This window comes from Acinetobacter sp. ANC 5045 (assembly GCF_004331005.1).
Taxonomy (GTDB): domain Bacteria; phylum Pseudomonadota; class Gammaproteobacteria; order Pseudomonadales; family Moraxellaceae; genus Acinetobacter; species Acinetobacter towneri.
Map to the genome: position 1 here is coordinate 593,689 of NZ_SJNS01000001.1, position 14,264 is coordinate 607,952.

The window sequence follows — 14,264 nt, forward strand, 5'->3', positions numbered from 1 at the left end:
GAGAAGGCATGTGCTGAAATCCATTTAAAATATAACGCTGGTCAAACCAGTATTGAGGAAACCGATATGCCACAATACAAAGCGCCTTTACGTGATATGCAATTCGTTTTGCATGAATTATTAAATGCCGAAGATCACTATGCAAAATTACCTGCATTCCAAGAAAACGTAAGCCGTGAATTGGTTGACCAATATTTGGAAGCTGCAGCAGATTTCTGTGAAAATGAACTTTCTCCAATCAACCAAAGCGGTGACCGTGAAGGTTGTACTTGGAATGATGGCGTGGTGACTACACCAACGGGCTTTAAAGAAGCGTATCAAAAATATATCGAACTTGGCTTCCCGTCTCTTTCTGCTGAAGAACAATACGGCGGTCAAGGTCTACCTGTTTCTCTAGGAAACGTGATTTCAGAAATGGTAGGTACAGCAAACTGGGCATGGGGCATGTACCCAGGTCTTTCTCATGGTGCTGTACGTACTTTAGAACACCACGGTTCAGATGAACAAAAAGCAACCTATCTGCCAAAGCTTGTTTCAGGTGAGTGGACAGGTACCATGTGTTTAACCGAATCTCATGCAGGTTCTGACTTGGGTATTATCCGTACTAAAGCTGAACCTCAGGCCGACGGAAGCTATGCAATCTCGGGCGAGAAAATCTTTATCTCTGCTGGTGAACATGACATGGCAGAGAATATCGTGCACATCGTATTGGCACGTTTACCTGGTGCACCTAAAGGAACTAAAGGTATTTCTCTGTTCATCGTTCCTAAGTTCAACCTGAATGCAGATGGTTCTTTAGGGGAGCGTAATGGTGTACGTTGTGGTTCAATCGAACACAAAATGGGTATTCATGGCAATGCAACTTGCGTCATCAACTTTGATAATGCGAAAGGTTTCTTGATTGGCCCTGAAAACCGTGGTCTAAACTGCATGTTCACGTTCATGAACACTGCACGTATCGGTACAGCGGTACAAGGTCTTGCAGCATCTGAAGGTTCTTTCCAAGGTGCGTTGACTTATGCCAAAGACCGTTTAGCAATGCGCTCACTTTCTGGTCCGAAAGCTCCTGAAAAAGAAGCAGATCCAATTATTGTGCATCCTGCTGTACGCAATATGCTATTGACTCAAAAAGCGTTTGCTGAAGGTGGTCGCGCACTAGTGTATCTGTTGTCTCTACACGCAGATATCGTTGAACAAGGTGCAACTGAAGAAGAACGTAAGTTCTCTGACAACATCTTGTCTTTATTGACGCCTATTGCAAAAGCATTCTTAACTGAAACAGGTTCTGAATCTGCAAAACATGGTGTGCAAGTCTTCGGCGGTCATGGCTTCATTTCTGAGCATGGCATGGAACAAATTGTGCGTGATACACGTATTTCATGCTTGTACGAAGGTACAACTGAAATTCAAGCAATCGATTTGTTAGGTCGTAAAGTTTTGGGTACACAAGGTGCAATGTTGAAAGACTTCACCAAAATCATCCATAAATTTGCAGAAGCCAACAAAGACAACGCAGCAATGCAAGAATTTGTTGAACCGCTCGCAGCGCTCAATAAAGAATGGGGCGATTTGACCATGCAAATTGGTATGCGTGCAATGCAAAACCCTGAGGAAGTAGGTGCTGCAGCAGTAGACTACATGTACTTCTCTGGTTATGTAACACTAGCTTACCTATGGGCACGTATGGCATTGGTCGCTCAAGAAGCACTTGCAGCAGGCACAACCGATGTAGACTTCTACAATGCTAAAGTGACGACTGCACGTTTCTACTTCAAGAAAATCTTGCCACGTGTTCGCTCACACGTAGACGTGATTGCAACAGGTGTAGAGCCACTATTTGCATTAGATGCTGAACACTTTGCTTTCTAAGCGAAAATTGAAACTCGCTAAATATTGAACATATTTAGCGGGATATTCAAAATGTTGTACTCTTGAGTACAGAAATTGAGAAAGGACGGTCATAGCATTGACAGTCCTTTTTCTTTATAAATAAAGCATTCTTTCGCTTTAGTGGTCTACAACATTCACAATTGTAGATTACACTGAACTCAACGAATCAAGATTCAAACAATAAACAGGTGAACTCACATGCCAATTTATAATGCCCCACTTGCCGATATGAAATTCATCTTAAATGATGTATTCAATGCAGAACAATTCTGGCAAAACAATGAAAACCTCGCTCACCTTGATGCTGCAACGGCTGAAGCAATTTTGGAAGAAATGGCAAAATTTGCCCAAAATGTGACGTTGCCTATTAACCGTAGCGGTGATGAAGAAGGCGCGACCTATAACAATGGCGAAGTCACCACACCTGCTGGATTTAAAGAAGCATTTAAACAATATGCCGAAGGCGGCTGGATTGGTTTAGGCGCAGATGAAGAATGGGGTGGTCAAGGCATGCCAAAAATGCTGACAGTATTGTCAGATGAAATGCTGTTTGCCACCAACCCATCCTTCATGTTGTATCCACTGCTATCTGTCGGTGCAGGCATGGCATTAAGCAGTTATGCATCACAAGAACAGAAAGAAACGTATTTACCTAAAATTTACTCAGGTGAATGGTCAGGTACCATGTGTTTGACTGAACCGCATGCAGGAACAGACTTAGGGATTATTAAAACCAAAGCTGAACCAAATGCAGATGGTACATACAACATCACAGGTACCAAAATCTTTATTACAGGTGGTGATCATGACCTTGCGGAAAACATCATTCACTTGGTTTTAGCAAAAACACCTGATGCCCCTGCAGGTTCGCGCGGTATTTCTTTATTCATCGTGCCAAAATTCTTGGTGAATGAAGATGGTTCGTTGGGTGAGCGCAACCCAGTAGGTCCAGGCTCAATCGAACACAAAATGGGCATTAAAGCCTCTGCAACATGTGTGATGAACTTTGATGGTGCCAAAGGTTACTTGGTCGGCAAAGAAAACGAAGGCTTGGCTGCCATGTTCGTAATGATGAACTACGAACGTCTGTCTATGGGAATTCAAGGTTTAGGTGCATCTGAATTTGCCTATCAAAATGCTGCGCAATATGCGACTGACCGTATTCAAGGCCGTAGTGCATCGGGCGTAAAATCACCAAACAAAGCAGCGGATAGCATTTTGGTGCATGGCGATGTGCGTCGTATGCTGCTCAATGCACGTGCCAATAACGAAGCTTCACGTGCATTTGCGGTATATGTGGGTCAACAATTGGATATCACTAAATTCTCTACCGATGCAGAAGCTGTGAAAAAAGCCAATGACCGTGTTGCACTGTTAACCCCAATTGCCAAAGCCTACTTAACCGATACTGCTTTCAATGCGACACTTGATGCGCAAATGTGCTTCGGTGGTCATGGTTATATCCGTGAATGGGGTATGGAGCAATGTGTTCGTGATTTACGTATCGCCCAAATTTATGAGGGTACTAACGGCGTACAATCGCAAGACTTGATTGGTCGTAAAACCATTAAATGTAATGGCGAATTTATTGCAGAATACATTGCAGAAATCCGTGACTTTACCAATGGTTTAGATGCAGACCTCAACTTCATTAAAGATGCAACTTTAGATGCAGCGACTGAAGTTGAATCTGTTACACAATACGTTTTAAATGCAGCCAAAGAAAATGTAGATTTCCCGAACGCAGCAGCAGTTGATTATTTACATGCGGTAGGTTTGCTCAGCTTCTCATATATGTTTGCGCGCATTGCCAATGCAGCCAAGCAAAAAGAGGGTGAGTTCTATCAAAACAAATTGTCATTGGCACTGTACTTTGTACAACGTATTTTGCCAGAACTGACTTTACGCATTACCAAAGTGAAAGCGGGTGCAGAAGTGGTGATGAACTTCAGCGAAGATTACTTCACTAACCAGTCTTAATTAATACATTATCGCAAAAACGCCTGAATCATCAGGCGTTTTTTTGTACTAAATTTTATATCCCTATTCTAATTTGTGCATGAAATTTGCATCACCTTTGTTGAAGTCTGAATATCCATACTCAAACAGGAGGTGAAAATGGCAGTACGTCGTTCAAAAATAGATAAAAATATTCAAGCAGTTGAAAGCCTATTAGACAAATATGGCAATTGGGCTGTAGAAAGTTTTCATTATCTTGCGCTCTTTATCATTGGCTGTATGGTCATTTGGTCTGCTGGACATACGGTAATTGATATTTTCACCATCAAACAATATGCCACTATTGATGACATCTTATTGCTTTTTATCTATTTAGAACTAGGTGCAATGGTGGGTATTTATTTTAAAACCAATCACATGCCTGTGCGTTTTTTAATTTATATTGCCATTACCGCACTAACCCGTTTGCTAATTTCAGATATTCAACACGACCATAAAGCTGATCTCGACTTAGTGATTATTACTGGTTCAATTTTAATTTTAGCCGCTGCAATTTTAGTGGTGCGTTTTGCATCTTGGCATTACCCTTCCGTTATTCGAGACAAGCACAGTGAAAAGCCTTTAGCACAAGGCAAAACCCCTCGCCCAGAAGATGATGAATTGGCGTAAAAATCTAAAATAGGTCAAAAAAATGCTTCTAGATACTCAATATCTAGAAGCATTGATGTCTATGATTTCACTTTTTTCTCAACGATTTGCCACCAACACATAACGCCCATGTTCAAAAATCCAGTACATACCTCGTGGCGGAGCGGGTAAACCCAAGTGCTGCCAGTCGGTCACCACACGATAGGTCGAACTTTCAATATGTGCGCTACTTGGCTCACCATTTACCCAACTGTAACTTTGGTGGTTATATTGCACAGTACTTGGCGCATTGTATTGAATATTGATGCCACTACGAATCGTGGGCTGCCCCCACTGCGGCACAGGTCGTTGATGGTATGGATAATGTGGTGGATAGGAATAGGGTTGCTGTGAATGATAAGGTCGATGCTGCGGATAAGCAGGACGATGTTGTGGCGAATAAGGACGATGCTGATCACGCTGTGTATTGACGCCTGTATATCCTGCCCAACGATTGGTTTCGGCCAAGCTCTGCATCGACACACCTAAAAATAGCATGCCACTCAATGCAGTTAAAATCGCCACTTTCATATCTAGCACTCCTATTTTTTTTCATATTTTTATTCTAAGCTCAAATTAAGGATAAACAATGAATAAAAAATCAGCAATTTTAAACTTTCGTCTCCGCAGATTTCACCGACACGGCTCGCCATTTATGAAATATCTCCAACCCCTATGCTAAGATACATTTTTTTTGAAATTGGATGAAACCTCGTGCCTGAATTAAATTTTGACCGCCTTCATCAGTTTTTCTGCAAAGTTCCGAGTGTACAGCAAGCCCGTGTAGACGCTTATGGTTCAGACGGTCAGCATGCATGGTGGTTCAAATTTCAAATTGATGTAGAACATCCGTTAGCATGGCAAACTGTGCAGGAATTGGGACATGTGCTGAATTATATTTCCAGAGATGAGCGCTTGCCGACTCAATTCTTACCTGTTTCACCGCCACCGTATATGAATGGTGAAGCCAAAGATTTTTTATCGTGGGTAATTCAATGCAACCATCCAGAATTTAGCCCAGATGTGGTTTGTGATTGGTTAGAAGCGCGTTTACCGAATCCTGTGGATGATGAAGCACAATGGAAAATCAAAACCGATATTGCCGAGTTAGATCAAATGAGTGATAAAGATTTGGATGAAATGGTGCCGCCAAATCCTGTAAAGTAATATTCGGCTCAAAAAAATCCCTCTTTCAATAAGAGGGATTTTTGAGTTCAAGGCATACAATTAAAAAATCAAAAGGTCGATAAACCACTCCATTCCATAAAGCGATACAGCGCATATTTCCACTTCGACTCATCGGCATAAACCGCATAATCCACACTCATATTTTTACCCTCAAGGTTTGACCATGCGGTATTAAAATAGTGTTGAGCATCCTGAAATACAGGGTCTTGCACCTGTCCGACCACACGCAAGTTGCTTTCTAAATTATAGTTTTTTAAATTACGTGCGGTGAAATTAGCAGAACCTAAAATCAACTCAGCCTGTGTGGCATTCGATTTCATCAGCATTTTATTGTGGCATTGCTCACCTTGGGTATTACACCAACGTACCTTCACCCCTGCAGCATGTAATTCTGCCGCCACCTGTCGGTTTGGAATGCCATTTTTTTCACGTCCAAAAGCATCTTTATTCGGGTCGAGTAATACCCGCACCTGTACGCCACGTTGCTGTGCAGCAATCAGTGCCTTGATGATTTGTCGCTCCGATAAATAGAACATCGCCAAATCCAGATGTTCTTGCGCTTTGGTCTGCCGAATCAGTGTCAAACTGCCCTCTAAAATGGCTTGTTCAGTGATGACTTGCACTTGAGGATAAGACGAATCTGCCTCAAACTCCCCCACAATCACCCCAGACAGATTGCCCTGCGACATACGCGCGACGGCTTGTTCTGTTTGCAACACATCTACTGCGGTATTGCCCGTCACCAATAAAGCGCTGTTAGAATGACGTGAACTGCCATCATGTGGATTAAACGACGTGACCAATGCTTTCCAGCCTTCGGCGGTATCGACCACCATGGTTTTACGATGGTTGGCTTTAAAATTAAGCAAGCTGAAATAACTACGTAAGGTAATTTTATCTTTGCCGAAAGGACTGGGTAGCCAACCCTTTTCAGCATTATTTGGAATGCCCTGACAGCAGAGATACCAAAACCCCGACCACAGCGGATTCGATGCGCGCAGCGGGGTTAAATCTGTTTCAATCACATCAATACCTGCCTGACGCAATTGACGATAATGTTCAGGTGCAATGCCACCATATACCGAATTAATGGGATCAGTAATGACTTTGATTTCAATATTTGGCTGCAGCTGACGTTTATGAATTAAAGCATCGGTGAGTTGCTGTGTCAGTGGCTGATGCTGCTGTTTAGATGTTCCCACTTCAGGATTAAACAAGAACATATCCAATACAATGGTGCTTTGTGCTGCATCAACCAGCTCTAAAATTTCATTAAAAATTTGATGCTGTTGTTGCTGAACACCTTGCGCGTCGATATAGGTCTGATCGGCAATAAATTTAATAGGCGCATGACGTAACTTTCCAGTGTAATTCAGCCCTTCGGGCAATGGTTTTAAGCTGTGGTAGGTCGCAGACGCCAAATAACCTAAAGCCAGAAAACTTATAATAAGTCCCACATACGCCCGAGGCGACCAATTCAATTTTTGATGAATTCGCTGAAAGATACGCATAACAAAAAACCTAGTCCGATGCGCTCAGACTAGGTTTAATTGTTTGGATTTTCAAGAGGATTTCTGTGTTTTCACGCAGACATCCTGCTCAAGGCAAATTGAATTTTAGAAGCCAAATTCCACGCCGACTGTAAAGTTACGACCCACTTGTGGAATATTCGACAAGAACGATGTATGTGAATACACTTCATCATCTAGCAAGTTGTTGGCTTTAAAATACACACGGTAATCTTGTTTGTTGGCATAGTTGCCCGCATAAGCCACACCAACATTGACCATATTATAGCCTGCTGTTTCTTGCTCATAAGCAGCAATTTTGTCTTGTTTGAATACACGGTAGTATTCCGCCATACCCGACCAACCGTCGGCAAAGTTGGCATCCACCTTAGTCCCCAAACGCCCTGCAGGTACACGTGGTGCATTTTGATTGTCAATTTCACCACGCACATAATCACCAAACACACTGAGTTTATAATCTGAGCTAATCTGATACCCTAGCTTGGCTTCTGTACCATAAAACTTGGCTTTGTCTTGTTGATAATCAATTAAACGGAAAGTTTCCTTATGGTCAGTAGTCGCACCATAAATATAGTTATCAAACCAGTTATGATACACATGTAATGAATAATCGAGTTTGTCAGCTTCATAGTGCAAACCAAGTTCTAAATTATTCGACTTTTCCACATCTAAATTCGCATTCCCACGCTCATAGGTGTTGGTTGCAAAGTGGATTCCATTGGCATAAAGCTCTTGCGCCAATGGTAAACGCTGCTGATGTGAACCTGTAAGGGATAATTTATAGTTCGGTGCAAACTGCCAGTTGGCTGCGGCAGAAGCAGATACACCTGTATCTGAATAATCTTTTTTCTGAGCATCGACATCAATTTTTTGATGTTCAACCCGTGCACCGAGTTCAACATGCACATCGCCAAATTGTTTATGCTCTAAACCGAATAAACTATATTTTTGAGTTTTGGTATCAGGCATAGGTACGGTTTCGTGAGAATGATCGCCGTGTTGTTCTACTTGTCCAGTTAAATCAATTTTTTGCTGACTATACTGTGTACCAAACACACCTTCCCAACCTGCAAGGGGTTTATGCACCAATTCTAAACGCGCATCATAGCCTTTACTTCTAAAGTTACTGATAACTTTATTTTCTTCTAATTCATCATGTTCATAATCAGTAAAGCTGGCGTGCGCACGTAGTTTATCAAAACCTGCAAAAGGCTGATCAAGCTCGGTACGTAAATCATAACGGTGTGATTCCAAATCAATCCACGGGCCACCATGTGTATGTTCGTGTTCGTCATGTGGATCTGGTTGTGGTGCAGGGTCATGACTTCCGCAATGCAATTTATTTCCATGTGGATGGCAATCATGATACTCATGACTATGCCCTGGCAAACCATATTTGTTCTGACGGTTACTGTACGACAACCCCACAAAACCACGGTCATGAATCCATGATCCACCAATATTCACCGTTTGGCCTTCGGCAAAGGTATTGTCTACACGGCGTTCTTTTACCAACTCTTCATGTTCATGTGTATGGGTTGAGCCATCTGGTTCAACATGTACTTCTGTATGATGATGCTCTACCCAATAGTTTGGGGTAATGTAATCATTGGCTTTACGTTTTGAACCTTCAATACGCAGCGCAAATTGATCACTGAGTGCTGCAGTTACCCCCGCACTCACTAGCTTTTCATCGCTACCCGTGTTGTAACGTAAACCCACCTGTCCTTCTAAACCATTATTTGGCATTTGAGTTGGAATTTTTTGATCGGTCACATTAACTAAGCCACCAACCGTTCCTGCACCATAAAGTAATGTTGATGGGCCACGAATAATTTCAACTTGCTTGGCTAAAATTGGATCGACGGTAATGGCATGGTCAGGTGAAAGTGTAGAAACATCGGCAGTTTCTGAAGCATGTTGCAGCACTTTAACCCGTGGGCCATCTTGTCCACGAATTACTGGACGGCTAGAGCCTGAACCATATTGATTGGAATATACGCCTAGCTCATCTGCCATCGCATCACCAATGGTGGTACTACGTTCTGCCAAAGTTTTTTGATCAATCACATGATCTGCCACTGCAAAATCTGCCGCAGTTTGCACCAAAGGATGTGCTTGTAACTGAATGGTTTCCAGTTGTGTGCTACTGCTTTGAGTATTGGCGAATGCTGCAGGTGTCAGCACTGAAAAAATGGAAAGTGTTATTAAATTTTTATGGAACGACATGACCCATGCTCAAATTAGCAAAATAATTAATGTTATAATATAACATTTCATTAACATTGCAATAAAAAACATTGTTATTCTGTATTCTCAATTAAGCTATTCAGCACAATTTATTTTGATTTTTTATATTCTTTACTTTGAATTGGTATGCCCTTTACGCTCTCACATGCGGTACTTGCCCCACCACTCGCCAAGCTTTCAGGACAACGTCTGCCCATCGCTGCACTCGCTATAGGCACGATGTTGCCAGATTTACACCGCCTGTTTACTTTGCGTCACGATCCCACTCCACATTTATGGTCGGCATTGCTGTATCCGAATTTATTATTGGGTCTTGTCTTTTGTGCACTGTGGTATTTACTCTATCGCCCTGCATTGTATCGCTTTGTGGGAATCCATCACCCGTTAAATCTAAACACGATAAAATCTGTACTTGGGTTTGTAGGTGGCTTGATTCTCGCCTTACTGATTGGCAATGCCACCCATTTAATTTGGGATGGTTTAACCCATCACGACTTTCGTAGTTTTGCCTTTCAGGATTTTTTAGCGCAATCGGTACAATTAGGCACAGGTATTTATCCGATGCATCGCGTACTACAAATTGGCAGTTCTATTTTGGCGTTGCCTTTTTTGTTATGGATGAGCCTGCATTATTATCGCAAGCATCGGCAGGTCAGTTCTGTAAGCACTAAAATTCGCGTTTATGCCATCGCTCTCATTCTCTTGTCGATTGTATGTGGTGGGTTTTCACTTTGGGATTATGCGCGTTATATCCCCGATGCGACCTGGCAAGCCGAACTGTATTACTTTATGGGACGTGCCATCAATGAGTTTAGCCAAGGGGCATTACTCATGTTCAGTTTAGGTTGTCTGTTATTTTTGTTTTTGGATCGGTAAGGGTAGATAAAATAAAGTCAAAGCTCATCACTTTATCCTGAATCTTGCTGCATTATCCTATTTCAGACACATTCCTTGTAAAAACCCACTGTTTTTGCAGCAGGTTCTTGTAGCCACATGCCCAAAGAGGCATAATCCTACCTTTGCTAAAGGCGGTGCGCTGTTTACGTATTCGCTTCCTTAACCCATATAGTTGGATTTTTAACGCTATGATGCGAACTCATTATTGCGGTTCTTTAACCGAAGCTCAAATTGATCAAACCGTGACCCTGTGTGGTTGGGTACACCGTCGTCGTGACCACGGTGGTGTAATTTTCCTAGACATGCGTGACCGCGATGGTCTTGTGCAAGTCGTAATTGACCCAGACACTCCAGAAGCATTTGCAACTGCAGACAAAGCACGTTCAGAATTTGTATTAAAAATCACAGGTCGTGTACGTCGTCGCTATGCAGGCACAGAAAATGCTAATATGGTCAGTGGACAAATTGAAGTTTTAGGCAAGGAAATTGAAGTTCTTGCAGCATCTGAAACGCCTCCGTTCCCATTGAACGATGAAAATACCAACATTTCAGAAGAAATTCGTTTGAAATACCGTTTCTTGGACATCCGTCGTCCAGAAATGTTAGATCGCTTACGTTTCCGTTCTAAAGTCACCAACCTAATTCGTAACTATTTAGACGATCATGGTTTCTTGGATGTTGAAACACCAATTTTAACACGTGCAACGCCTGAAGGTGCGCGTGACTATTTAGTACCAAGCCGTGTATCTAACGGTAGCTTCTATGCCCTGCCACAATCTCCACAATTATTTAAACAATTGTTGATGGTGGGCGGTATTGACCGTTACTACCAAATCGCTAAATGTTTCCGTGATGAAGATTTACGCGCAGACCGTCAGCCTGAATTTACTCAAATCGACATTGAAACATCGTTCATGAGTGACGATGACATTATGGATTTGATGGAAGGCATGACCGTGAAGATGTTCGATGAACTTCTAGGCGTGAAATTCGACAAATTCCAACGTATGCCATATTCGGAAGCGATGCGAGATTATGCGTCTGATAAGCCAGACTTGCGTATTCCACTGAAATTGGTAGATGTTGCAGACTTGATGCAAGACGTCGAGTTCAAAGTATTTGCTGGCCCAGCGAAAGATCCGAAAGGTCGTATTGTTGCACTTCGTGTGCCTGGTGCGGGTTCATTGCCACGTAGTGCGATTGATGAATACACCAAATATGTTGGCATCTACGGTGCAAAAGGTTTGGCGTATATTAAAGTCAATGAACTTGAAAAAGGCATTGAAGGTTTACAATCTCCAATCGTGAAATTTATTGAGCCAATCGTGCTTGATTTATTAAAACGTGTAGGCGCAGAAAATGGCGACATCGTGTTCTTTGGTGCAGATAAAGCCAAAGTGGTCAACGATGCGATGGGCGCACTTCGTGTCAAAATCGGTCACGATTTAAACCTTGCAACTTGTGAATGGGCACCGCTTTGGGTGGTTGACTTCCCAATGTTTGAAGAAACTGATGATGGTAAATGGACCTCTGTGCATCACCCATTCACTTTACCAAAATCAAGCGTTGAAGATGTGAAAAGCAACCCTGGTGAAGCTTTATCTGTCGCGTATGACATGGTATTGAACGGTACTGAAATTGGTGGTGGTTCACTGCGTATTTATACTTTAGAAATGCAAAAAGCGATTTTTGAAGCTTTAGGTATTGAAGAAGAAGAAGCCGAAGAGAAATTCAGCTTCTTACTGAATGCGTTGAAATACGGTGCACCTCCGCACGGTGGTTTGGCATTTGGTTTAGACCGTTTGGTGATGTTGATGACAGGCGCATCGTCTATTCGTGATGTGATTGCCTTCCCGAAAACCAAGACAGCTGAATGTCCATTGACTCAAGCACCTGCTCCAGTTGAAGCCACTCAATTGCGTGATTTGGGTATTCGCTTACGTGAAAAACCCAAAGCAGAATCTCAAGAATAAGTTTTGAGCGTTTCAGAAAAACCCTGCAAATTTGCAGGGTTTTTTATTAACTTCAATTTGGATAAATTCCAAGTTGAACAATAAAAATAATAATTACTTTACTTGGCTAATAGCAAAACGATTACACTGCACTATGCTAAACTGCCTAATTATGAATAACATTGAATAATTCAATTTCATACCTCATTTTATTTTGTTTTAAGGCTTCTGATCATTTTTCTTGTGAAACAAGCACGTTCGCGTTCACTGCAAAATTTATGCTTCATTTGTACCTTATATTTTGAGATCGGCTGTCTGATGTACTTAATTTTAAAAATAATATCTGTCTTTCCGTTACGCCTGCTGCAAGCAATTGCAATGATGGCTGCTGGTCTTATTTATTATTTTAATTTATCTATCAAACGCATCACTGCAATTAATATTAAACTGGCTTATCCAAAGCTTTCATCTGCCGAACAAGAACAGCTCATAAAAAAGAGTGTACAAAGTCAATGTCTCAGTTATCTAGAGTTTATTAAATGCTGGGGAATGCCACCAAATTACAGTTTGAATCTGCTAAAAAATGTTTATGGTGAAACGGTTTTAACTGACACTCTTGCAAATAAAAAAGGAGTTATCGTGGTAGTTCCTCATTTTGGTTGCTGGGAGTTACTCAATGCATGGCTCAGTGTATATACAGCCCCCATGATTATGTATAAGCCCAATAAAAACAAAGGGATAAACCGATATTTACTAGAAGCTAGAGAAAAATTTAATGCCACTTTAGTACCCACCAATGAAACTGGTATTCGTTCTATTTTTAAACATTTGAAACACGGCGGTTTAACAGTCATTTTACCAGATCATTTACCCAAGCCATCTGGTGGTATATATTCTGCTTTTTTTGGGAAAAAGACTTTATCCATCACACTAGTTTCCAAGCTTGCAGCAAAAACACAGTGCAATATTATTGGTTTAAGCTGTATTCGAAGTCCAAATTTAAGATATTTCAATATTCACTGTCAAAAATTGCCAGATGCTATTCTGTCTCAAGATTTACAACACTCTGTAGACTGTCTAAACCTTTCAATGCAAAATATGATTGAACAAGCACCTGAGCAATATATTTGGTCATACAAGCGCTTTAGAAATTGCTTGGGCAATGTCAATATGTACCGTAAAGAGTAGATTTTTTTAAATACGTTTGCTCTTTTTGCACGTATAAAACCAAGATTTAGGTTATTCAATTGAGATCAATTTTCAACAATGGCATAATAGCGCTTCGTTTTGAGTTTTAAGTTGAGCATTACTATGGCTATGCGTCCTGCAGTTCGTAATCGTGGCATTATGCTAATTGTATTTGCTGTCGCTCAATGGTTATTCATGCGTTATATTCTGGCCAACAATCTGTTTGCCTTAGACACTAATGACCGCATTTTGTACTTTAGCTTAAGTTCTATTGGCGGTGCGTTTGTGATTTTTGTGGGGCTGATTTATATGGTGTTGGCGGGGAATGCGGATAAAGAGTAAATTTTTTAAATGAAAAAAATTTTATTTATAGTAGATGATTTAGGTAAGGGGGGGGCTGAAAAAATTACTCTCGCGCTTGCGCATACTCTAGCAAAAAGCAAGCATTTAGTAACTCTTGCTGTTTTAAACTCAAGTAAAAATACACTAATAGTTGACCCATCTATCGAATATATTGACTTAAATATTGATACAAAATTTGCATTTGGTAAGCTTTGGAAGTTTAAAGAACTTTCGACAAAAGAGCTGCAAAATTTTTCATCATTAAGTTGACAAAAATAACTAATCATGCGAAAAAGTTTTTTTAGTTAACAGATGTTCACACATGCCTCGAATTGTTTCTGTACCACTTAGTTTAGAACAGCGAGAACGACTCATTTTTCTG

General features: G+C 41.2%; 12 protein-coding genes. 9 read left to right on the forward strand and 3 right to left on the reverse strand.

The window, feature by feature from the left end; genetic code table 11:
• The first annotated feature begins 66 nt into the window (after positions 1 to 66).
• The 3 genes from E0H79_RS02945 (at position 67) to E0H79_RS02955 (ending at position 4,518) form a co-directional block, all read left to right on the forward strand.
• Positions 67 to 1,869, forward strand: coding sequence for an acyl-CoA dehydrogenase C-terminal domain-containing protein (locus E0H79_RS02945; protein ID WP_131260791.1), 1,803 nt, complete (start codon positions 67 to 69; stop codon positions 1,867 to 1,869).
• A 219-nt stretch (positions 1,870 to 2,088) separates the two neighbouring features.
• Positions 2,089 to 3,870 carry an acyl-CoA dehydrogenase C-terminal domain-containing protein gene (locus tag E0H79_RS02950; RefSeq protein ID WP_131260774.1) on the forward strand — a complete coding sequence of 594 codons (1,782 nt, stop codon included), beginning with the start codon at positions 2,089 to 2,091 and terminating at the stop codon, positions 3,868 to 3,870.
• A gap of 138 nt (positions 3,871 to 4,008) precedes the next feature.
• Positions 4,009 to 4,518 carry a phosphate-starvation-inducible protein PsiE gene (locus E0H79_RS02955; protein ID WP_004975036.1) on the forward strand — a complete coding sequence of 170 codons (510 nt, stop codon included), beginning with the start codon at positions 4,009 to 4,011 and terminating at the stop codon, positions 4,516 to 4,518.
• A 78-nt stretch (positions 4,519 to 4,596) separates the two neighbouring features.
• Here the strand turns inward: E0H79_RS02955 and E0H79_RS02960 are convergent, their stop codons facing one another.
• Positions 4,597 to 5,067: an RcnB family protein gene (locus E0H79_RS02960; protein ID WP_004975035.1), complete on the reverse strand. Its 471-nt coding sequence runs from the start codon at positions 5,065 to 5,067 to the stop codon at positions 4,597 to 4,599.
• A 183-nt stretch (positions 5,068 to 5,250) separates the two neighbouring features.
• Between E0H79_RS02960 and E0H79_RS02965 the strand changes: the two genes are divergently transcribed.
• Positions 5,251 to 5,703: a hypothetical protein gene (locus E0H79_RS02965; RefSeq protein ID WP_004975032.1), complete on the forward strand. Its 453-nt coding sequence runs from the start codon at positions 5,251 to 5,253 to the stop codon at positions 5,701 to 5,703.
• Positions 5,704 to 5,771: 68 nt separating this feature from the next.
• On the opposite strand, the gene E0H79_RS02970 is transcribed toward E0H79_RS02965, so the two are convergent.
• Complete coding sequence (locus tag E0H79_RS02970) at positions 5,772 to 7,235, reverse strand: phospholipase D family protein (protein ID WP_131260775.1); 1,464 nt, start codon at positions 7,233 to 7,235, stop codon at positions 5,772 to 5,774.
• Between the two features lie 105 nt (positions 7,236 to 7,340).
• Positions 7,341 to 9,482: a zinc piracy TonB-dependent receptor ZnuD gene (gene znuD, locus E0H79_RS02975; protein ID WP_131260776.1), complete on the reverse strand. Its 2,142-nt coding sequence runs from the start codon at positions 9,480 to 9,482 to the stop codon at positions 7,341 to 7,343.
• A gap of 147 nt (positions 9,483 to 9,629) precedes the next feature.
• On the opposite strand from znuD, the gene E0H79_RS02980 reads away from it, so the two are divergent.
• From E0H79_RS02980 to E0H79_RS03000, 5 genes are all read left to right on the forward strand, one after another.
• Positions 9,630 to 10,379: a DUF4184 family protein gene (locus tag E0H79_RS02980; protein WP_131260777.1), complete on the forward strand. Its 750-nt coding sequence runs from the start codon at positions 9,630 to 9,632 to the stop codon at positions 10,377 to 10,379.
• A 209-nt stretch (positions 10,380 to 10,588) separates the two neighbouring features.
• Positions 10,589 to 12,373, forward strand: coding sequence for an aspartate--tRNA ligase (gene aspS, locus E0H79_RS02985; RefSeq protein WP_131260778.1), 1,785 nt, complete (start codon positions 10,589 to 10,591; stop codon positions 12,371 to 12,373).
• A gap of 297 nt (positions 12,374 to 12,670) precedes the next feature.
• Positions 12,671 to 13,540: a lysophospholipid acyltransferase family protein gene (locus E0H79_RS02990; RefSeq protein ID WP_131260792.1), complete on the forward strand. Its 870-nt coding sequence runs from the start codon at positions 12,671 to 12,673 to the stop codon at positions 13,538 to 13,540.
• 123 nt (positions 13,541 to 13,663) lie between these two features.
• Complete coding sequence (locus tag E0H79_RS02995) at positions 13,664 to 13,882, forward strand: hypothetical protein (protein WP_104852495.1); 219 nt, start codon at positions 13,664 to 13,666, stop codon at positions 13,880 to 13,882.
• Positions 13,883 to 13,891: 9 nt separating this feature from the next.
• Positions 13,892 to 14,152 carry a hypothetical protein gene (locus E0H79_RS03000; protein WP_131260779.1) on the forward strand — a complete coding sequence of 87 codons (261 nt, stop codon included), beginning with the start codon at positions 13,892 to 13,894 and terminating at the stop codon, positions 14,150 to 14,152.
• The last annotated feature ends 112 nt before the right edge of the window (positions 14,153 to 14,264 follow it).